18 protein-coding genes are annotated in these 20,516 nt (G+C 65.9%); 5 read left to right on the top strand and 13 right to left on the bottom strand.

Going from position 1 to position 20,516, the window contains the following annotated elements:
* Window positions 1-8: 8 nt before the first annotated feature.
* The 6 genes from dmpG to M1L58_RS20855 all read right to left on the bottom strand — a co-directional run bounded on the left by dmpG (window position 9) and on the right by M1L58_RS20855 (window position 5,720).
* Complete coding sequence (gene dmpG, locus M1L58_RS20880) at window positions 9-1,031, bottom strand: 4-hydroxy-2-oxovalerate aldolase (RefSeq protein WP_248660347.1); 1,023 nt, start codon at window positions 1,029-1,031, stop codon at window positions 9-11.
* Window positions 1,031-1,999 (bottom strand): acetaldehyde dehydrogenase (acetylating), encoded by a 969-nt coding sequence (locus M1L58_RS20875; protein ID WP_248660346.1) that lies wholly within the window; start codon window positions 1,997-1,999, stop codon window positions 1,031-1,033. The genes dmpG and M1L58_RS20875 overlap by 1 nt, the downstream gene beginning before the upstream one ends.
* Window positions 1,996-2,811, bottom strand: a complete 816-nt coding sequence (locus M1L58_RS20870; RefSeq protein WP_248660345.1) for a 2-keto-4-pentenoate hydratase — start codon at window positions 2,809-2,811, stop codon at window positions 1,996-1,998. Before M1L58_RS20870 ends, M1L58_RS20875 begins: the two co-directional genes overlap by 4 nt.
* Complete coding sequence (locus M1L58_RS20865) at window positions 2,808-3,755, bottom strand: 3-carboxyethylcatechol 2,3-dioxygenase (RefSeq protein ID WP_248660344.1); 948 nt, start codon at window positions 3,753-3,755, stop codon at window positions 2,808-2,810. The genes M1L58_RS20870 and M1L58_RS20865 overlap by 4 nt, the downstream gene beginning before the upstream one ends.
* An 11-nt stretch (window positions 3,756-3,766) precedes the next feature.
* Entirely contained in the window at window positions 3,767-4,750 is a 984-nt protein-coding gene (locus tag M1L58_RS20860; protein WP_248660343.1) for a zinc-binding dehydrogenase, read from the bottom strand.
* 205 nt (window positions 4,751-4,955) lie between these two features.
* Window positions 4,956-5,720, bottom strand: a complete 765-nt coding sequence (locus M1L58_RS20855; protein WP_248660376.1) for an IclR family transcriptional regulator — start codon at window positions 5,718-5,720, stop codon at window positions 4,956-4,958.
* Window positions 5,721-6,028: 308 nt separating this feature from the next.
* On the opposite strand from M1L58_RS20855, the gene M1L58_RS23530 reads away from it, so the two are divergent.
* Window positions 6,029-7,393: an MFS transporter gene (locus M1L58_RS23530; RefSeq protein ID WP_248660342.1), complete on the top strand. Its 1,365-nt coding sequence runs from the start codon at window positions 6,029-6,031 to the stop codon at window positions 7,391-7,393.
* Window positions 7,394-7,650: 257 nt separating this feature from the next.
* Here the strand turns inward: M1L58_RS23530 and M1L58_RS20845 are convergent, their stop codons facing one another.
* Window positions 7,651-7,860: a hypothetical protein gene (locus M1L58_RS20845; RefSeq protein WP_248660341.1), complete on the bottom strand. Its 210-nt coding sequence runs from the start codon at window positions 7,858-7,860 to the stop codon at window positions 7,651-7,653.
* A gap of 574 nt (window positions 7,861-8,434) precedes the next feature.
* On the opposite strand from M1L58_RS20845, the gene M1L58_RS20840 reads away from it, so the two are divergent.
* A complete protein-coding gene (locus M1L58_RS20840; RefSeq protein ID WP_248660340.1) occupies window positions 8,435-8,833 on the top strand; it encodes a hypothetical protein in 399 nt (132 codons plus the stop codon).
* An 89-nt stretch (window positions 8,834-8,922) separates the two neighbouring features.
* Here M1L58_RS20840 and M1L58_RS20835 read toward each other — a convergent pair whose 3' ends face one another.
* The 3 genes from M1L58_RS20835 to M1L58_RS20825 all read right to left on the bottom strand — a co-directional run bounded on the left by M1L58_RS20835 (window position 8,923) and on the right by M1L58_RS20825 (window position 11,952).
* The gene (locus tag M1L58_RS20835) at window positions 8,923-9,846 is read right to left on the bottom strand and encodes an adenylate/guanylate cyclase domain-containing protein (RefSeq protein WP_248660339.1); all 924 of its coding nucleotides are present in this window, start codon (window positions 9,844-9,846) and stop codon (window positions 8,923-8,925) included.
* A 128-nt stretch (window positions 9,847-9,974) separates the two neighbouring features.
* Window positions 9,975-10,601 (bottom strand): TetR/AcrR family transcriptional regulator, encoded by a 627-nt coding sequence (locus M1L58_RS20830; RefSeq protein ID WP_248660338.1) that lies wholly within the window; start codon window positions 10,599-10,601, stop codon window positions 9,975-9,977.
* A gap of 178 nt (window positions 10,602-10,779) precedes the next feature.
* Window positions 10,780-11,952 carry a TetR/AcrR family transcriptional regulator gene (locus M1L58_RS20825; RefSeq protein WP_248660337.1) on the bottom strand — a complete coding sequence of 391 codons (1,173 nt, stop codon included), beginning with the start codon at window positions 11,950-11,952 and terminating at the stop codon, window positions 10,780-10,782.
* Between the two features lie 129 nt (window positions 11,953-12,081).
* Between M1L58_RS20825 and M1L58_RS20820 the strand changes: the two genes are divergently transcribed.
* The 3 genes from M1L58_RS20820 to M1L58_RS23680 all read left to right on the top strand — a co-directional run bounded on the left by M1L58_RS20820 (window position 12,082) and on the right by M1L58_RS23680 (window position 15,977).
* On the top strand, window positions 12,082-13,293 hold the full coding sequence (locus tag M1L58_RS20820) for an acetyl-CoA C-acetyltransferase (protein WP_248660336.1): 1,212 nt from the start codon (window positions 12,082-12,084) through the stop codon (window positions 13,291-13,293).
* Between the two features lie 42 nt (window positions 13,294-13,335).
* Complete coding sequence (locus tag M1L58_RS20815) at window positions 13,336-15,537, top strand: 3-hydroxyacyl-CoA dehydrogenase NAD-binding domain-containing protein (protein ID WP_248660335.1); 2,202 nt, start codon at window positions 13,336-13,338, stop codon at window positions 15,535-15,537.
* A 203-nt stretch (window positions 15,538-15,740) separates the two neighbouring features.
* On the top strand, window positions 15,741-15,977 hold the full coding sequence (locus M1L58_RS23680; protein WP_374112776.1) for a hypothetical protein: 237 nt from the start codon (window positions 15,741-15,743) through the stop codon (window positions 15,975-15,977).
* A 542-nt stretch (window positions 15,978-16,519) separates the two neighbouring features.
* Here M1L58_RS23680 and M1L58_RS20810 read toward each other — a convergent pair.
* From M1L58_RS20810 to M1L58_RS20800, 3 genes are read right to left on the bottom strand one after another with little or no spacing between them, the layout of a single operon-like run.
* Entirely contained in the window at window positions 16,520-17,557 is a 1,038-nt protein-coding gene (locus M1L58_RS20810) for a PucR family transcriptional regulator (protein WP_137811067.1), read from the bottom strand.
* A 48-nt stretch (window positions 17,558-17,605) separates the two neighbouring features.
* Window positions 17,606-18,790 (bottom strand): serine hydrolase domain-containing protein, encoded by a 1,185-nt coding sequence (locus M1L58_RS20805; protein WP_248643922.1) that lies wholly within the window; start codon window positions 18,788-18,790, stop codon window positions 17,606-17,608.
* Window positions 18,791-18,831: 41 nt separating this feature from the next.
* Window positions 18,832-19,821: an alpha/beta hydrolase gene (locus M1L58_RS20800; RefSeq protein ID WP_244278321.1), complete on the bottom strand. Its 990-nt coding sequence runs from the start codon at window positions 19,819-19,821 to the stop codon at window positions 18,832-18,834.
* Window positions 19,822-20,516 lie beyond the last annotated feature (695 nt).

Below are 20,516 nucleotides of genomic sequence, written 5' to 3'. Positions count from 1 at the left end.
TGCTCATCTCACGCCGTTGTGGCGAGTAGATCGAGTGCTATGTCGACGATCATGTCCTCCTGCCCGCCGACCAGTTTGCGGTTGCCGACCTCGAGCAGGATCGTCCGCACGTCGAGGCCGTACCGTTCGGCGGCGGCCTCGGCATGGCGCAGGAAGCTCGAGTACACGCCTGCGTAGCCCAGGCTGAGGGTCTCGCGGTCGACGCGCACGGGCCGGTCCTGCAGAGGTCGCACGATGTCGTCCGCGGCATCCTGCAGCGCAAACAGGTCACACCCGTGTTTCCAGTCGTACAGATCGGCGACGGCGATGAATGCTTCGAGCGGGCAGTTGCCCGCACCTGCACCGTGGCCGGCGAGTGACGCGTCCACGCGGGTGACGCCTTCCTCTACGGCGACGACACTGTTGGCCACCGACAACGAGAGATTCTCGTGGGCGTGGATGCCGACCTGGGTAGCGGGGTCGAGTACGTCACGGTATGCCCGGACGCGGTCGCGGACATCGTTCATCGTCAGCCGGCCTCCGGAGTCGGTGACGTAGACGCAGTGCGCGCCGTACGACTCCAGAAGTCTGGCCTGTTCGGCCAGACCTGAGGGCGAATTCATATGGCTCATCATCAGGAACCCGGACACATCCATGCCGAGTTCGCGAGCTCGGGCGATGTGCTGGGCGGCGACGTCGGCTTCTGTGCAGTGGGTCGCGACTCGTACGGACCGGACGCCGAGACGGTAGGCGTGATCGAGTTCGGCGATGGTACCGATGCCGGGTAGAAGCAGGGTGGTCAGCACCGCGTTGGTGACGTTGTCGGCCGCGGCCTCAATCCACTCCCAGTCGGTGTTCGATCCGGCACCGTAGTTGAGCGATCCGCCGGCCAGACCGTCGCCGTGGGCGACCTCGATGGCAGCGACACCGGCGGCGTCGAGTGCGGCCACGATACGCCCGACGTCGGACGGGGCGATTCGATGGCGGACGGCGTGCATGCCGTCGCGAAGTGTGACGTCCTGGATGTACAGGTCGTGCTGGAGAGCGGTCATCAGCGGGCCTCGGCGGGAAGAGCGGAACGGGTTCGGCGGGCAATTGTCTCGGCGGTTCGCAGGGCTGCCGAGGTCATGATGTCGAGATTGCCGGCGTAGGCGGGGAGGTAGTGGGCGGCGCCCTCTACCTCGAGGAAGATCGATACCTTCGTCGTCACCGGGTCGCTGTCGGCGGGGGTGAGGGTGTGCACGGGTTCGTCATCGGGGACCGGAGTGAACTGGACCTCTTGCTTGAGCCGGTACCCCGGCACGTAGTCGGCCACTCGGGCGGCCATGTCGGCAACCGAGGCGCGGATCGCGTCGTGGTCGGCGTCGCCGATCAGCGCGAACACGGTGTCTCGCATGAGTAGTGGTGGCTCAGCGGGATTGAGGATGATGACGGCCTTGCCGCGCGCGGCGCCACCGACGGATTCGATTGCGTGCGCGGTCGTCTCGGTGAACTCGTCGATGTTGGCACGGGTGCCGGGCCCCGCCGAGCGCGAAGCGATCGACGCCACGATCTCGGCGTAGGCGACCGTGGTGACCTGAGAGATCGCGGCCACCATCGGGATCGTGGCCTGTCCGCCGCAGGTGACCATGTTGACGTTGTCGGCATCGCCGTCGAGGTGCTCGTCGAGGTTGACCGGCGGCACCACGAAGGGACCGATCGCCGCCGGGGTCAGGTCGACCAACTTCTTGCCGTGCGGTTTCAGAGCGTCGGCGTTCGCGCGGTGTGCCTTCGCCGAGGTGGCGTCGAAGACGATGTCGATCTTGTCGAAACCATCCAGGGCGATGAGGCCACCGACGCCGTCCGAGGTCGTGGGCACGTTCAGGCGCGCGGCGCGGGCGAGCCCGTCGGAGTCTGGATCGATACCGACCATCGCGCCCATCTCGAGGATGTCGGAGTTGCGGAGCACCTTGATCATCAGGTCGGTTCCGATGTTGCCCGATCCGATGATGGCGACCTTGGTCTTGTGGGTGTCAGTCATGCGGAATCCTTCGAGAAGACGGCGGTCACGGTGCCGAGAGAGCTCAGTTCGGCCCGAATCGTCGTGCCAGGCGGGGCGGGTACCATCGGCCCGAGAGCGCCAGAGAGGATGATCTGCCCTGCCCGAAGCGGATTTCCGTAGTCGCGGGCGGTCTCGGCCAACCAGGCGAGAGCCGCCAGCGGGTCGCCCAGGCACGCGGCGCCGGTCCCTTCGGAGACCAGCTCGTCGTCGGCGAACAGCTGCATCACGACGTCGCGGGGTTCGAGATCGTCGAGGGTCAGCCACGTGTCACCGAGCACGTACAGCCCGGCGGATCCGTTGTCGGCGACGGTGTCGGTGATGGTGATGTCCCAGCCGGCGATCCGCGAGTCGACGATTTCGAGCGCCGCGGTGGCACGGCAGACGGCCGCGCGGACCCGCTCGAGGTCGAGATCCTCGTCGAGGTCCTCGCCGAGTTCGAAGGCGATCTCGGCTTCCGCACGAGGCTGCAACAGGCGTGCGCTGGGGACCTCGGGCAGACCGGAGACATCCATGTCGTCGAGGAGGACGCCGAAATCTGGCTGGTCGACGCCGAGCTGCTGTTGCACCGCGGGAGAGGTGAGGCCGATCTTGCGGCCGGTCACAGCGGCGCCTGCCCGGACGCGCCCGTCGATCAGGAGTCCTTGCACGGCATAAGCGGACCTGATGTCCTTGTCCCCCAACAGGTCCCGGACCGGGGGGCAGGCTCGACCGGTGTCGGCGGCGATCGCGAGTCGATCAGCGGCCGAGCGCACGGCGTCGACCGAATTGGTCGTCGGGCCGTGGCCGGTCATCGCTGTCCCTCCGGAAGTGCTGTGGTCACGGAGAAACCGGCGATCCATTCCGGCACCGCTTCGTAGAAACGCGAATGCATCCGGTACGGGCTGCAGGCGGCCAACGACGCGTACGCCGCGATCCACGTGCGTACTTCGTGTGCGGAACCGCCACCCTCGGCGGCCATCTCTTCCACGGTCCAGCCGTCGATCTCGGAGAGGGCGCCGCTTTCGAAAGTGTCCAGAATCCGGTTGTCCCAAGCCGGGTTGATCGGCATCATCGTGGCGACGCCTGCGGCGTAGTCACGTCCCGCCTGGATCACGCGCTCCTCGCCGCGGGCGCGCTGCTCGGGGGTGGGCGGGTGCCCCTCGATCAGGGCGTCGGCGACCCGCGGCGGCGCGCCGTCGAGCACCGGGACCGGCGGATCATGCGACAGACCGCCCGAGGCAACGAAGAGCACCCGCCTGTCCAGGGCGCCGGCGGCCTCACCGAGAGCGGTACCGAGGGCGCGGATGCGATGCAGAGGACCAAGCGGGGTCGCCACCCCGTTGACGAAGACCGGCACCACGGGCACCCGATCGATGCCGCCGAAGAGCACCTCGAGCGGCTGGACGAAGCCGTGGTCGACGGTCATCCGTGCCGAGATTGTCAGATCGACACCGCGGTCCAGCACCCCACGCGCGAGTTCGTTCGCAGCAGCGCCGTCGACCGACAGCGGGCCCGCAGTGGAGCCGAAGTCGCCGACCGCGTGTGCGTCGGTGGCGAGACAGAACGGTGGCATCTCCTTGTAGAAGAAGCCGTTGTAGTGATCGGGCGCATAAAGAACAACGAGTTCGGGACCGAACTCTCGAACGAACGCTCGGGCATCCTCGACGGCGGCGTCAATCCGGCCCAGGACGTCAGGTGCCGGATCATTCTTGCCGATCAAGGGGGAATGGGACAGTCCGACAAGGGCATTGGTCATAGGAGTGGTCCTCACTGGTTCGGGGGAGTCGGGTGGATGACGACCTTGCCGGTGACAGTGCCGTCGATCATGAGCTGAAAACCCTTGTGAATCTCACTCAGCGGCAGAGTCCGGTCGACGACCGGACGCACACCGGTGGCGTCCAGCATCCGCAGCAAGGCCACCAATTCGCTCCGTGTGGAACCGGTAGACCCGAGGATGCGCTGCTGGAGGTAGAACACGCGGTTCAGGTCGGCCGGCGGGTTGGCGCCGCTGGTCGCACCGGCAATCACGATCGTCCCGCCGGGCCTCAACGCCTTCATCGAGTGTGACCAGGTGGCTTCACCCACGGTCTCGATGACGACGTCGACCCGCTCGGGCAGCCGCGCACCAGACGGGACGGCGGCGCGCGCTCCCCAGGACAAGGCCTCGGCGCGCTTGGTCTCGCTGCGGCTCGTGGCATAGACGACGGCACCGGCTGCGTGTGCGAGTTTGATGGCGGCGGATGCGACACCACCGCCCGCTCCCTGGACCAGAACCCGGTCTCCGGCAGTGATCTTCGCCTGTGTGAACAACATCCGATATGCGGTGGTCCAGGCGACCGGGAGGCAGGCGGCCTCGTCGAAGGACAACCAGTCGGGCTTGGGAACGAGATTGCGGGTCGGAACCATGAGGTATTCGGCGAACGCACCGTTGTGCTGCTCGGACAGAAGAGCGCGGCGGGGGTCGAGGGTCTCGTCGCCCATGCCTGCGTCGGCATCGGCGATGACGGGGTACACGATGACCTCGTTCCCGTCCTCGTCATAACCGGCGGCATCGCAACCGAGGATGATGGGCAATCGTTCCGGGGGATGCCCGACCCCGCGCAGGGTCCACAGGTCATGCATGTTCAGCGAGGAGGCGACCACGCGGACCACCGACCAGCCGGGCCGGGGTTCGGGTTTGGGAACGTCGGAGAGCATCAGGCCCGAGAGCGGGTCAGATGCGTCCTGGGAGATGGCGGTTGCGGCAAGCATGTATCTCACAGTGCCGAGCGCTCGCCGCCGATCCCAGTGGTCGTTTCCTACAACGGAACGGGATCTGGATCGGGCCGGCGCAGGAGGGTGTCATCGACGTCATGACTTTCACCACTCGGCGTGTCACCGAGTTCGGGCCCGCGTGAGAGCTCCGAGTCGCCTTGGCCGAGGGAGACGGGGGTCTGTCGACGGTGATCGACGTCCGTCACGCCGACACGCCCTGGCGCGACATCCGAGGATCGGGCGATTTGAGTGACGCGTGGATGGAGACCGTGCGCGCGGCGGCATTGGCCACTCGGCGCAACACCGCGGCGTGCCGGTCGACGTCGAGCCGACCGGCCTGGCCCGCCACTGACAGCGCGGCCACCGGACGGCCGCCGGCAACCAGGATCGGCGCGGCCACACAGGTCAGGCCCGGCCGGGATTCATTGATCTCGACCGCGATTCCTTGTCGTCGGACCAGGGCGAGCTCGGCGGTCAGTGCAGCCGGATCGTGAATGGTGCGCTCGGTGGGTCGGTCCATCGGTCCGTCCAGCACGCGCTGGGCATGCTCGGGGTCGTATGCCAGAAGGGCCTTACCCACCGCTGTGCAGTGCGCGGGCATGCGACCCCCGATCCTCGACGGTGACGGAAAGTGACGGTGTCCGTAGAGCTTGGCCAGGTAAACCACGTCGGTGCCCTGCAGGACTGCCAGGTGGACCGTTTCGCCGGTGGCCGTGAAGAGATCGGTGACGAACGGAATGAGCAGGTCCCTGAGTCGGTCCTGGCCGGGCGCCTGCATGCTACGTCCGAGATCGTGCAAGCGGGTGCCCAGTCGGTAGTCGGTTCCGGCGCGTTCGACGAAGCCGTTGCGTTCGAGCATCGCGAGCACGCGAAATGCTGTGGACTTGCTCAGGCCGGCTCGACGCCCCAATTCGCTGACACCCACGCCGGTTGCTGCCTCCGAGCCGAAAGCGGCCAGTAGGCTCATCGCCTTGTCGACTGCGGCACGATCGTCACGGGTCGCCGCCGTGGAAGTTGTCATACGTACACCTCGTTGGCTGATCTGCGCACCCCCGTCACGTGTCATTTGTGGTGGACGATGCGGCACTTTTCATGGACAGTGTGCCCACCGGGGCCCCTTCCGTCAAGAGTGACGAACAGTCCAACATAAGTGACAGTCGAGGTGGGCCGTTCCGCGGGACGGCACACACGTTGGTTGCTTCGCCCACCGCGTCCGTACATTCGTGACATTCGCCACTCGGCCACACCGTGATAGACGACATCTGAGGAGCCACTGTGCCCAACCCGTCCACCTCGACCCCGACACAAGACCCGAAGGGGTCGCGTCGGGCTCTTGTATCGAGCTTCCTCGGCAGTACGGTCGAGTACTACGATTTCTTGCTCTATGGTGCGGCTGCCGGCCTTGTATTCCCTCAGCTCTTCTTCCCCGAGACGATGGACCGTGCACTCGGGTCGACACTTTCCTTCGCCATTCTCTTGGCTGGATATGTGTCTCGTCCAGTGGGGGGAATTCTCTTCGGGCACTTCGGAGATCGGTACGGCCGCAAGAACATCCTCGTCATTACGCTGGTTCTGATGGGTGCGGTTTCCGTTACGATCGGCCTGCTGCCGACCTACGGCACGATCGGAATCGCCGCGCCCGTTGTGCTGGTTGTCTTGCGCATAGTGCAGGGTCTCGCGGTGGGCGGCGAGTGGGCGGGTGCAACGCTGATGGCCGCCGAACACGTATCCGAGAGAAACCGAGGGATCGCGGCATCGGTCGCAGTTACGGGCGGCCCCACCGGTTCGGTGCTTGCGACGCTCGTCCTCGGCCTCTTCGCCGGCCTACCCGACGACGCATTCCTCAGCTGGGGCTGGCGCGTTCCCTTCTTGCTGTCGGCTGCTCTGGTGGTGATGGGTCTGTATATGCGTATCCGGGTAACCGAATCGCCCGAGTTCGCCAGGGCGCGCAGCACCGGTGACGTGCAGACCGGCACGCCCATCCTGCGGGTCATTCAGCGCTATCCAGCGTCTACGATCTACGGAATACTCGCCGTGGCCGGTCCGCTGTTCATGCAGGCACTACTCGCGGTGTGGATTGTGCCTTTTGTTGCGAGCCAAGGCGCGGTCTCACGCCAGGAGGCCCTCTACATGTTGACCTTCTCGAGTGTTGTGCATATATTCGCCATTCCATTCTTCGCTTGGCTGTCAGACCGATTCGGGAGGCGCCCTGTCATGTTGTGCGGGGCCGCAACCTCCGTGGCTCTGGTATTTCCGATGTTCGCCTTGTTCAATTCGGGCAGTGCGTGGCTGATCGCCCTCGGATTCCTAATCGGTAACCCGATAATCCAAGCATCGATGTACGGACCGGTCGGGGCATTTCTTTCTGAGAAATTCGATACACGGGACCGCTACACCGGCGTCTCCCTGACGTTCCAACTCGGCTCAGTCCTCGGTGCGGGCACTGCACCGCTGATGGCCAACTGGCTTTTCGAAATGGACGGTGGTGGTACCAGCACCATTGCGTGGTATTTCATCGGACTCGTCGCGGTGTCGTCAATCGCCATCTACCTGTCAAAGGAAACGCTGGCGAGTCGCGATTCTGCCGCGAAAGACGCCCAGGAGTCTGACGACGACGATCGGACGGTACCTCAGGCCTGATTCGTCACCTCGCGGACTGTCAGCACAAGGGCCGGCGCGCCATCGCGGCTCCCGCGAGCGGGCCGTTGTCGAACTGGGGCGGCGTCGCGACATGGGAATCCGCACGCCGGCGTCATCCCGCGCTAGGCCACCCCGTTGACTTGCCATCGCGGACAGGCGTCGAATTTGCCCTTGTAGCAATCTATTTCACGTGTCATGACCCACGTGATGTCAGGGAAAGCGCAGCACATTGCATCGGACGAGATCGATTCGGTCGTCTACGGGGTTGGGCGGTGGCTGTCCAGTATTCGGCGGGCGGCGTCCTCGACGAGCGTCACCGCATCGTCGTAGGTGATGTGGCCGCTGCCGGCGCGCATGATGGCGCCGGTGTAGACCAGGTCGAGTAGGTCGACGAGCGGGTCGGCCACCCCTAGCTCGAGGGCGTCGGCGAGGCGGCGGCGCAGTTCTTTGCCGATCTGCAGCCGCATCCGCTCGACGTCGGGGTCCTCGCTCAGGAGTGCCCGATAGGCGGCGCGGGCGACGCGGTGCGCACGACAGGAATCCCGTCTGCCACAGCACGCAGGCTACGCCATGGGCCGGTAGGTCCAGCGCGTCACGACCGCTGGAGCGTCCCCTGCGACGTGCGTTCGAGCTGCTGGCGAAGCAGCAGATGTCTGAGGCGCTGTCGGCGTACTGCCGTGGTGTCGATCGGATCGACGTCGATCTCGCGCGCGCCGATGACCCTGGCGGTTTCGGTGAATAGTTCCTCGTCGCAGAAAGATTCGCGCGCCGAGTCCTGGACGAGATGGCACCAGAACGCGTCGCGCTGGTCGATGCGATGGCCGTCGGGTGGTACTACACCCGACTGGGGACCTCCGACCCCGCGGCGGTTCCTCTCGTGGTCGGACTCGGTGCGATCGGGCTATCAGTGGTTGTCGCCCTTGTTCAGCGAGGCGTCGAGACCATCGTCGCCGCCGATCTCGACCCTGCCCGCCGCGAGCTGGCCCAGAAACTCGGAGCCCACGTCGTCGTAGACCCTCGCGAACATTCAGCATTCGCGGCTTGGCGGACCGCTGCGTGGGGCGCGCCAGAAGAAGTCCACGACCGAATCTCCTTGGCCGGCCTGCCCGACCCGTCGTCTACGAGTGCTCTGGGGCACAGAACATCCTCGGCGGCATCGTCGACGACTGCCCTCTCGGTACCCGCATTTGCACAGCGGGCGGACCCGCGACCGACACGATCCCGACGGAAGCCGCGCACATCAAAGGCGTCTCGATCCAGTTCGGCGGTGGCCCCAGCCCCGAGGACTGGTTCGAAATCTGCGACCTCGTCGCGGCCGGTACCGTCGATCCCAGCCCACTTGTCGGTGACGTCGTCGGGTTCGACGGTCTCATCGATGCATTCGACCGTGCCCGCACCCCAGACGCGCCACCTCGGATCGTCTTCCGACCCGACCGCTGATACATGCCAACCCGCTCAGCACGAGGGCAAGAACCGGGCTGTTCCTCAGACCGAGTTCCCGGCTGGCGCATCTGCACAGCGAGAGGGGGTCAGTCGACGAGCGGGCCGTCGCGGTGTGCCTCGAGTACGCGGGCCTTGAGATGCTTGTACCCCCGGACGCGAAGTGTCGGTATCGGTTTGAGGTAAAAGCGGTCGTTACCGGCGAGCTCATCGGCGATCGCGTCGTCGACGAGTGTGGTTCCGGGACGCGCGGATCCGGCCAGGCGGGACGCGATGTTGACCGGCTCGCCGAAGACATCGCCGAGGCGCGCGAGGACGGAGCCGCGTGCCATGCCGACGCGCAGCGGTGGCAGGTCGTCGCCGTCGGAAAGCCGGTGGATCTCGAGGGCGGCGCTCGCGGCGGCAGCAGCGTCGGCGAAGGTGAACATCACCGCGTCGCCGAGGGTCTTGATGACGCGCCCTCCTTGATCCACGACGACGTCGAAGGTGTCGTCCTCGAACGAACCCAGCAGGGTCTCCAGGTCATTGAGGTCGATACGGCGGGAAAGGCTTGTGTACCCGACGATGTCGGCGAAGCCGACGATGAGGTCGATCTCCTCGTCGGCGGAATGGTCGGTGTGACGCTCGATCGCCTGCGTCATGTGCCGGCGCCAGATGAGCTGCTGGATCTGGCCGACGGCGAGACTCATCTGATCGAAGTCCCATGGCACGGCGGGGTCATCGACGATGTCACGCAGCAGATCGGCCTCCCATTCGGCCAACCGGGACATCGTCTGACCGATGGCCCGGGCCATCGCGATCTGAGTGGTCTCCGGCATCGCCGCCGACGACGACGCGAACATCCGCAGAGCGGTCAGGTCGCGCTCGCTGAACACCTTGTCCGACGACGGCCGTCGGACGAACCCGAAGGCATTCCAGGCCTTCTCGGCGAAATCGGCGGACAGACCGAGTTCGGCGACCAGTTCGTCGCGAGTGTAGCGGGGCAGGTCCCGCGCGTCCGAGGCGTCGTTCATCCGATCCGAGTCCCATCTCCGGCGTCGGCTCAGCATAACGGCAGACGCGCCCGGCCTACCCCCGATGGCGTTCTACGTTCTGCGCGAATCGGCCCGGGCCGTGGGAACCGGTTGGAATGTCCGTCCGTCTACGGTGCGGTCACCATTCGGATCGCACTGTCTGGCACCGTTCGGACGAGCTCGTCGAGGGACAGCGGACCACCGGGGTGGTACCAGCGCCACACACTGACGAGTGCGCCGAGAACGAGACGGGAGTGGACCGCCGGATCGCCTTGGACGAACACGCCCTCGTCCATTCCGCGCTTGATCAGGTCGGCCCAGTTCTTCTCGATCTCGGCGACGAGCTCCCGCGACCGGAGGCGTTCGGCCTCCTCCACATCCGACTGGCGCTGTGTGCCCAGGAGGTCCATGTGGTTCTGCAGGATTCGGCGTTGCAGGACGTCGATCGGCTCGCCGCGCAGTGAGGCGTCGACGGCGGACCGGAGGGCCTCCCCTGGATCCGGGATGCCGGCGGTGCCCGCCCGGAACCGCTCGACCGAGTCGGTCAGTTCGAGCCGCATGATGGTCAGCAGGCAGTGAGCCTTCGACTCGAAGTAGTGATAGAGAGCCGTCTGCCCGATGCCGACCTCCCCGGCGACCGACGCCCACTTCGTGTGCTCGTAGCCGGCTCTGCCGAACTGTTCGATCGCGACGGTGAGGATTCGCGCGCGTTTGGAACGGGGACCGTCTTCGCGCACCTCCGCAGCCACCGACATGAGCTTCCCCCCTTCAGTGCGGTTGCCGCAGTCTACGTCGAATGAGTTGAACTCGGGTCAAGGCGTCGAACAGGCTTGGGTGAGCGGACTGGGGCGGCCGGTACGGCTCCGGACCATGCCGGAGCTGGTCGGCAGCTCTACGGTGCCCTTTCGACCGACTGCGCGCGAACGGCGTGGATCAGAGCGCGAGCACGCCCTTCATGAAGTAGGCCATTCGTGCGGCGAACTGTGGGCTCTTCGCGCCCCGTCGCATGCGCACGGCGTCGTTGACGATCGAGAGCGCCGCGTGCACGGCGACCGCGCCCTGATCGCGCTTGATCTCCGGGTCGACCTGCATGAGCAGGTCCACCCAGCGCGCCACGTAGCGCCGCTGGACGTCGACGAGGTCGGTGGCGCTGGCCTGGCCGGCGAGTGCGGGGGAGTTGTTGAAGCTCACCGACAGATCCGGGGTGCTGGTGATGGTCTCGACATAGGAATCGACCAGACCGGCAAGGAGTTTCGCCGGATCAGACGTCGCGCCGTAGACGGCCATCACCCCGGCCTCCAGTCGTGCCCCGCTGCGCTGGCCGATGGCCACGAGAATGGCGAGCTTCGACGGGAAGTGTTTGTAGACACTGGGACCCGCAATGCCGACGGCGCCGCCGATCTCGTCGACGCCGACGTCGGTGTACCCGCGCTCGGCGAAGAGTTCGGCGGCCGCGTCGAGGATCTCGTCGCGACGCGAACCCGGAACGGAGGTCACCGTCGGCGAGGACGCGAACGGCGGTGCCGCAGCGGGGCTCAGGGCGAGAATCCGACGGATGAGCTTCTCGATCTCGTCACGTGCACGCGCCCCGGACATGCGGGTGTGGTGCACGGTGAGGCTGCCGCTGACGCTCAGCACCGCCCACGCCAGCTGCACGGCCTCGCGCTCGGTGAGGTCAGTACGTCGTGCGGCGAGCGCCGACGCCCAGTGTCCGATCACCTCGCGGGTGCGGACCGCCACCAGTTTGTTCTGCTCGGTGGTGAGGTAGTTGCTGGTCCACCGCCACAGCGATGCCGCCTGGGGGCGCTGGACGGCCAGGTCGCAGACCGTCGAGATCAGCGAGTTCGCGTCGACGCCATCGGCCAGCGCCCGATCGGTGCAGGACTCGAGGTCGTCGACGCCGGCCAGGACCGCGGCGGCCAGCAGGGACTGCTTGTCGTCGAAGTGCCGATACACCGAGGGGGCCGTGACCCCGGCCGAGCGCGCGATGTCCGCGAGCGAGACCTGCGCATACCCGCGCTGCAGGAAGAGCGCGGCCGCGGAGTCGACGAGCTGTCGCTTGCGGTCGGCGCCCCGAGTGCGAGTGGTGGGTTTGCGGTCAGGCATGGTGAACAGACCATAGCGCACATTCGACAGAACGCCAGACCTCTTGACCACCGGGTATAGCCAAACAAGTTATTCCGCGTTAGCCTCGGTGGGTAACCAACCAGTGGTTCGTGTGAAAGGAACACTTTCGTGCCTGATCAAGCATTCATCTACGAGGCGATCCGTACGCCCCGTGGCAAGCAGCGCGGCGGTGCGCTGCACAGCGTCAAGCCGGTCGACCTGGTCTCGGGTCTGATCAACGAGGTCCTGGCCCGTCATGGCGGTCTCGATCCGGCCGACGTCAACGACGTCATCCTCGGTGTCGTCTCCCCGGTCGGCGAGCAGGGCGCGGTCATCTCGCGCACCGCCGCCCTCAACAGCGGTCTCCCCGAGACCGTCCCCGGCACCCAGATCAACCGCTTCTGCGCCTCCGGCCTGGAAGCCACCAACCTCGCCGCCGCCAAGGTCGCCTCCGGCTTCGACGACTTGGTTCTCGCCGGTGGTGTCGAGTCGATGTCGCGCGTCCCGATGGGCAGCGACGGCGGTGCGCTGTTCACCGACCCGGCCACCGCATACGACCACTACATCGTCCCGCAGGGCATCGGCGCCGACCTGATCGCCACCATCGAGGGCTTCTCGCGCGAGGACGTCGACGCCTACGCCGCCGAGTCGCAGGCTCGCGCTGAAAAGGCCTGGAACAGCGGCTACTTCACCAAGTCCGTGGTGCCCGTCAAGGACATCAACGGCGTCACGATCCTCGATCACGACGAGCACCGTCGCCCGGGCTCGACCGTCGAGAGCCTCGGCAAGCTGAAGGCCGCCTTCGCCGCCCTCGCCGACATGGCCGGCTTCGACGACGTCGCGCTGCAGAAGTACCCGAGCGTGGAGAAGATCAACCACGTCCACACCGGTGGTAACAGCTCCGGCATCGTCGACGGCTCGGGCCTCGTGCTCATCGGTAGCGAGGAGGCCGGCAAGCGCAACGGCCTGACCCCCCGCGCCCGCGTCGTCTCGTTCGCCGAGGTCGGCTCCGAGCCCACCATCATGCTGACCGGCCCCACCCCGGCCACCGAGCTGGCACTGAAGAAGGCCGGCCTGACCGTCGACGACATCGACGTCTTCGAGCTGAACGAGGCCTTCGCCTCGGTCGTCATGAAGTGGATGAAGGATCTGAAGATCCCGCACGAAAAGGTCAACGTGAACGGTGGCGCGATCGCCATGGGTCACCCGCTCGGTGCGACCGGCGCGATGATCTACGGCACCTGCCTCGACGAGCTCGAGCGCACCGGCGGCCGCTACGGCCTGATCACCCTCTGCATCGGTGGCGGCATGGGCGTCGCGACCATCATCGAGCGTCTCTGACGACCCGCTCCCACTTCACGAGAAAGAACTCTGCGAAACACCATGAGTGACAACATGATCAACTGGGAGAAGGACGCCGACGGCGTCGTCATCCTGACCATGGACGACCCCAACCAGGGCGCCAACACCATGAACGCGCTGTACCAGGAGTCGATGGCTGCGACCGTCGACCGCCTGGAGGCGGAGAAGGACGACATCACCGGTGTCATCCTGACCTCGGCGAAGAAGACCTTCTTCGCCGGCGGCGACCTCAAGGACATGACGAGCGACCGCTCGAACGTCTCCAAGGCCGAGATCGCCACCCAGATCACCGAGACCACCAACGCCATGAAGAAGGTGCTGCGTCGTCTCGAGACCCTGGGCAAGCCCGTCGTCGCGGCCATCAACGGCGCCGCCCTCGGTGGCGGCCTGGAGATCGCGCTGCACACCCACTACCGCATCGCCGCGGACGTCAAGGGTGTCCAGATCGGTCTGCCCGAGGCCACCCTCGGCCTGCTCCCCGGTGGCGGCGGCGTCGTCCGTACCGTCCGCCTGCTGGGTATCCAGAACGCCCTCATGGGTGTTCTGCTCCAGGGGCAGCGCTTCAACCCGACCAAGGCCAAGGAGACCGGCCTGATCAACGAGGTCGTCGGCTCCATCGAGGAACTGATCCCCGCCGCCAAGGCATGGATCAAGGAGAACCCCGAGGCCCAGCAGCCGTTCGACGTCAAGGGCTACAAGATCCCGGGCGGTGCTCCCACCAACCCGGCCTTCGCCGCGAACCTCCCGGCTCTGCCGGCCCTGCTGCGCAAGCAGATCAAGGGTGCCAACATGCCGGCCCCGCGCGCCATCCTGGCCGCAGCCGTCGAGGGCGCCTACGTCGACGTCGACACCGCCGACATCGTCGAGACCCGCTACTTCGTGTCGCTGGTCACCGGCCAGGTCGCGCAGAACATGATCAAGGCGTTCTTCTTCGACCTCCAGCACATCAACGGTGGCGGCTCGCGCCCCGAGGGTTACGACAAGTACACCGCCAAGAAGGTCGGCGTCATCGGCGCCGGCATGATGGGCGCGGCCATCGCATACGTCTCGGCCAAGGCCGGCATCGAGGTCGTCCTCAAGGACATCGACCTCGAGGCTGCCAAGCGCGGTAAGGGCTACTCGGAGAAGCTCGAGGAGAAGGCCCTCTCGCGTGGCAAGACCACGCAGGAGAAGAGCGACGCGCTCCTCGCCCGCATCCACCCGACCGTCGATCCGGAGGACTTCAAGGGCGTCGACCTCGTCATCGAGGCCGCCTTCGAGTCGGTCGAGGTCAAGCGCAAGGTGTTCCAGGAGATCGAGGACATCGTCGAGCCCGACGCCGTCCTGGGTTCCAACACCTCGACCCTGCCGATCACCATCCTCGCCGAGAGCGTGAAGCGGTCCGAGGACTTCATCGGTATCCACTTCTTCTCGCCGGTCGACAAGATGCCGCTGGTCGAGATCATCAAGGGTGAGAAGACCTCGGATGCAGTGCTGGCCAAGGTCATCGACTACACCCTGCAGATCCGCAAGACCCCGATCGTCGTCAACGACAGCCGTGGCTTCTTCACCAGCCGTGTCATCGGCACCTTCATCAACGAGGCCATCGCGGCCGTCGGTGAGGGCGTCGAACCGGCGTTCATCGAGCATGCGGGCACCCAGGCCGGTTACCCGGCCGCGCCGCTCCAGCTCATGGACGAGTTGACCCTGACCCTGCCGCAGAAGATCCGCAAGGAGACCGAGGCGGCGCTCAAGGCAGAGGGCAAGGAAGTTCCGCAGCACGGCTCGAACGCCGTCGTCGACTGGATGGTCGAGAACGGCCGTACCGCCAAGAAGGACGGAAAGGGCTTCTACGACTACGACGAGAACGGCAAGCGCACCCAGCTCTGGCCGGGTCTGCGTGAGCAGTTCAAGTCGGGTACCACGGAGATCCCGCTCGAGGACATGAAGGAGCGCATGCTCTTCGCCGAGTCCCTCGAGACCGTCAAGTGCTTCGACGAAGGTGTGCTCACCTCCGTCGAGGACGCCAACATCGGTTCGATCTTCGGCATCGGCTTCCCGGCCTGGACCGGCGGTGTCATCCAGTACATCAACGGTTACGAGGGTGGCGTGCCCGGCTTCGTCGCGCGCGCCAAGGAGCTCGCCGGCAAGTACGGCAAGCACTTCGAGCCGCCGGCCTCGCTTGTCGAGAAGGCCGAGCAGGGTGTCACCAAGCTGACCAACGAGAACCTCGCTGCGAAGTAAGGCACTCGCTGCTGGATGACCAGCAGACATCAAGGGCCCCGGCCGGATTCGTTCCGGTCGGGGCCCTTGTCTTCCCGCGCATCGACTTCCGTCCCATCTGGTGAGCTCAAGAGGCGGGACGGAAACTCATACGCGCGAAGCTCAATCCTCCGACGGCGCCTCGGCTGCGCCGACGCTGAGCACGACGCGGGCACCGTTCGGCACTGATCCGCGACGACTACGAATCCATGTTCCGGCGTGTCGTGATCGAGGGTATGGACGACGGTTCGTTGCGCCCCGGAGACCCCCAGCTGACCGCCCGCATGCTGCTCAGAAGCTTGAACTCGATCGACGCGTGGTTTCGCACACGGCCCGGTCAGTCCGCCGACGAGGTCCGTGACCTCGCGGTTGAGATCACCAGCATGTTGATCTCCGGGCTAGAGGCCCCTCTCAGTATGTGAGCGACCACCGCCGCAGTCGGCGACGAGCTCCTCATGCTGACGCACAGCGAATAGAGACGGGGCATTGGCAGATCTCCCGCATCTGGTCATGTGCTTGAGCGAGATCTGCTGGCGCCGTTAGCCCCTCACCGAACCCGGTTCCGTTGGCTGAACCCGTTCTCGCTCGGAAGTTGGGGCTGATCCCCTGGTGAGACGTTCCCGGCTCGCGAGGTGTCATTCTGTGAGTCGCAGCCTTGGCTGCTGCCGGTGAAACCTCTACTGCGGACACCGTGACAGCGCCGAAGGGCGCGACCGCCCATCTCGAGGCGGTTCAACGGGATCGGGCCGCCGCCCGTGCACACCGAGGCACTGGTCGCCGACGACAAAGCCATGAATCCCGAGCACTCAGAGTCCGGATCATCCGCAGCGCCCACCCGCGCCGGTTCTGACCGCTGACGATGACACAAGTGTCAGAACGCTACGTTGTCGGCATTTCAAACCAGTGGAACGACAGGGGGATTCGGGCTTGAGTCGACGTAATCAGGAGGGTGCCCGGATTCGTCCTACCCGGGAGCGGGAAGGTCGAAGACTCGCGAGGAGTCGAGTCGCCATGCGAGATATGCCAGGCCGAGCCTGATGCGGCCGTACCCGTCTTGGAAGTCGAAGCCGACCTCGGCGCGGAGAAGCTCGGACCGCGTCTGCGCCGTGCTGTGGTGGACGCCGGCGTGGCGGGCGGCCTGGCGTACTGACGACGTGGCCAGAATGGCCTCGATGGTGGAATCGGCCCACGGGTGGGCCATCACCGTAGCGATGCGGGCCGAGTCGCTGGTGGCGGTCGTGGATGGCCCGGCGTCGGCGAGGAGCTGAATCAGCCCGCCGTAACGGTCCGCGCAGACGAACGGGTCCGACGGCGGGCGGCACAGCCGGACCGCGACGAGTGCGGTGCGGAACGACGCCTCGAGTTCGTCGATGGGGGTGGCAATGCCGACCCCCGACGGTCGCACGTCGAGCTCGGTGGTCGTGGCAGGCACGACCGTGGCGTGTACCGGACCAAACGCGGTGCTGATGACGTCCGAGGGACCCGCCGGATGCGATTCCCACACAGCGAATAGCGGAGCGGCTACGACCCTGTGGGTCCGGGTCGCGTCGAGGCCCAGCCGTCCGGCTGCCTCGGCTCGCTCCGACGCGGACGTCGCCGAGTCAAGCACGACACGCAGATCACGGCGCGGCTCGATCTCCCGGCGCTCAATCCCTGCCCGTACGCCCACCGCTAGCGCTAATCGCTCGAGAATGATCGCGTCGTTGGCGTGTGGCGACCCGCTGCGCTCCAACCAGACGTGGACGCCCCCCGGAAGCTGGCTGACCGTGACGTCGTCGGGGCGGGCGCCTGTGAGCACGTCGCCGGAAGGGCCGAGCCGTAGCTCGGATCTTCCGGCGCCGGTTTTGGCCCCCGCCGGACACCCCGCCAGCGACGCTGCGGTAGCCAGCAGACCACGGGTGTTGACGTCGCCGAGGATGAGTTCGTCGAAGCAGGCGATCACTCGAATCCCCAGACTGGCGTCGGGGTCGAGCGCCGCGATTCTGCCGAGCAGCTCCTGCATCACGAACTCCTCAGCGACGGGACGGCGACGGACGGGCGAGACCCATTGTCAGCCGCGCAACGCCCGGTAGGTCGCGGTTTCCAGGTCTAGGTAACCGGTTACGGAGTCCGCGTCGGCGAACGGGAAGATCTGCGTGGCCCAGTATCCGCCGATCGAGTTGCGTCGGTCGATCCAGTAGTAGAGATTTGCCAGCCCCGCCCAGGCGATGCTGCCAGCGGGACGTCCCGTCGGCGCCTCCTCGTCGTTCACCATGAAGGTGTAAGCCCAGGACTTGGACTGGCCGGGGAAGAACTCTGCGTCGTTGCTCAGAGTGGGGATCACCCCGGGGAGCATCTTGACTTTGAGATCGCCGAGGTGGTTCTGCGCGGCGAACTCGACGGTGTCGGGCCGCAGGATCTGCTCGCCCGACGTCGCCGAGCCGTCGTTGAGCCACATCCGAATGAAGGACAGATAGTCCCCGACCGTCGAGTACAGGCCGTGACCACCCATGTGGACCTCGGGGTCGGGCAGACGGAAGTCGGTTGGTTCGAGCGTCCCGTCGGCGCCGCGCTGGTGCATGGTCGCCACCCGCGATTCCATGTCGCCATCAAGGGTGAACGATGTGTTGGTCATGCCCAGCGGAGTGAGGATGCGGTCGCGGAACACCTCACCGAGCCGGCGGCCGGTAATCCCCTCGATCACCTGTCCGGCCCAGTCGATGTTGCTGCCGTACTCCCACTGCTCGCCCGGATCGAACAGCAAAGGTGTCTGCAGAGCGCGGCGACTCGAAGTGACGATGCTGGGCTGCCCATGGTTTTCCGCCAGACGGTTGTACTGCTCGTTGAAGAAGTCGTATCCGAACCCCGCAGTGTGGAGCAGCAGTTGCTTGGTGGTGATGTCGGACTTGGGCGCCCGCAGGACCGGATCACCGTTGTCGTCAAAGCCCTCAAGGACTTGCACCTCGCCCAGCGCCGGAGCGTATTCCTTTGCCGGCGCGTCGAAGTCAAGGTCCCCGCTCTCGCGCAGCTGCAGTGCCGCGACACCCGTCAGGGCCTTCGTAGTGGAGAAGATCGCGAACACCGAGTCGGTGGTCATCGGCGTCTTGGTGCCCAGGTCGCGGTATCCGGAGGCCCCGAGGTATAGCGTCTCCTCCGCCGTCGTGACGCCGGCGACGACGCCGGGGACCCGAGACGCCGCGTCCTGAACGACGCGGTCGACCGCCTCGGCGATCGAGCTGCTATTCGTCGTGGTCATCGTGAACTCCTTTGTTCTGTGTAACTTTCACTGCGAGAAACTCAGTCGGACAACCGATTCGCCACCCAGTCGAAACGGGCACGCATCATGCCCTGGGCGAGAGCGGTGTGCGGGGCGAAAATGTCGAAGGCATGAAACCCACCGGTCCATACGTGCAGCTCGGCGTCACCACCGGCCCGCCAGATCGCGGTCGCATAGTCGATCGCCTCGTCGCGAAAGATCTCCGCCGACCCCACGTCGATGAACGCCGGTGGGAGGCCGGTCAGGTCGGTAGCGCGAGCAGGGGCGATATAGGGCGAGACATCGTCGCTGCCGTATCTGTCACCCAGCACCGCCGCCCACCCGGTCTCGTTGCTGATGCGGTCCCACACCCCGACGCCGTCGAACTGCCCGGTAGACGGGGTTCGCCCCCGGTCGTCGAGCATCGGATAGACGAGCAACTGTCCGCACAGCGCGGGACCCGAACGGTCGCGGGCGGCCAGTGCGGCGCCAGCGGCCAGACCGCCCCCGGCACTAGCGCCGGCGACCATCACTCGACGAGGGTCGATGCTCAGATCACCGGCGTTGGCGACCGACCACACGAGGGTGGCGTATAGATCCTCGCGGGCATACGGGTCTTGGAATTCCGGTGCCAACCGGTACTCGGGGCACACGAGAACGGCGCCGAGTTGCTCGACCCAATCGAGGTTCATCGCCAGCGCGTTGAAGCGATCGCCGAACATCAACCCACCCGAGTGGGCATACACGATGGCCGGCCGCGATCCGGGATGGTCAGGGGATCGGAAGACCGAGGTTACGATCTCGTCGCCGCCGTGACCCCGAACGGTGTACTCCTCGTGGAGGACGTGGCGGCCCTCAAGGGTCTCCGCCACCGGCGGGGACGCATAAGACCGTCGCATGAATGGGATCAAGTCGGGGGTAATGGTCGGCGGAAAGACCCCACCGACAACCGCAAGGCCGGCCTTCAGCTCGGGGTCGAAACGCGGACGCCGTACGCCCGCACCCCTGCCGCCCTCTTCCTGAAGTGTCACGGATCACACTCTAGTGAGCCCCGCGAATCCCGTACACCGCCATCACGGCGCAGTTCTGTCCACCCGCACCGCCATCTGGCTGGTTCGCCGTGTGGCGCGTGTCAGCACGCACGCTCGAAGCGAGAGCGACAAGAATGTCTGCTCCGCGCAGATGCTGACGGGCCGATCGGGCAGCGTCTCAGTCGATCAGGGGTGCGGCTCCATGGTGACCATTGGGGAAGACGTCCCCGGCACTTGTATTCGTTTGGAGGGCAGGTGTTCACCTACGTAACTGACATAAGCATGCTCCCCGCGGCGGCGCCCGCAGGTGACAAGCCAACGACAGGGTGGCATCCGCCACCGACACTTACGTATCAACCCAGGCCGCACCATAAATCGACACCCAAATACGCCAACCGGTGCAGCAGGATGTGTTGTGGACACCCGTCCTCCACGCAACACCGAAGATCACAATAGTCTTTTCGCCCCTCCGGCAGCACATCTGTCGGCAGGTTGCACTACGCCTGAGAGTAGCTTTACCCCAATGGGTTTGCGGATTAGGTCGGTCACGGCAGGGTGGCTGAGCGCCACCGACCGACTCAGTCTCTACCGCTCCGACGATCAACCCCGAATCATCAGAAATGGAGAAGAAGATAATGGTCGACAAAGTGTTTGCTGATATTTCCGAATGGCAGCCACCTATCAATGACAGCTAT

Origin of the sequence: Gordonia sp. C13 (assembly GCF_023218005.1) — a bacterium.
GTDB classification, from domain to species: domain Bacteria; phylum Actinomycetota; class Actinomycetes; order Mycobacteriales; family Mycobacteriaceae; genus Gordonia; species Gordonia namibiensis.
The sequence above is the reverse complement of the archived record's forward strand: the minus strand, read 5'-3'. Positions and strand labels throughout refer to the sequence as shown.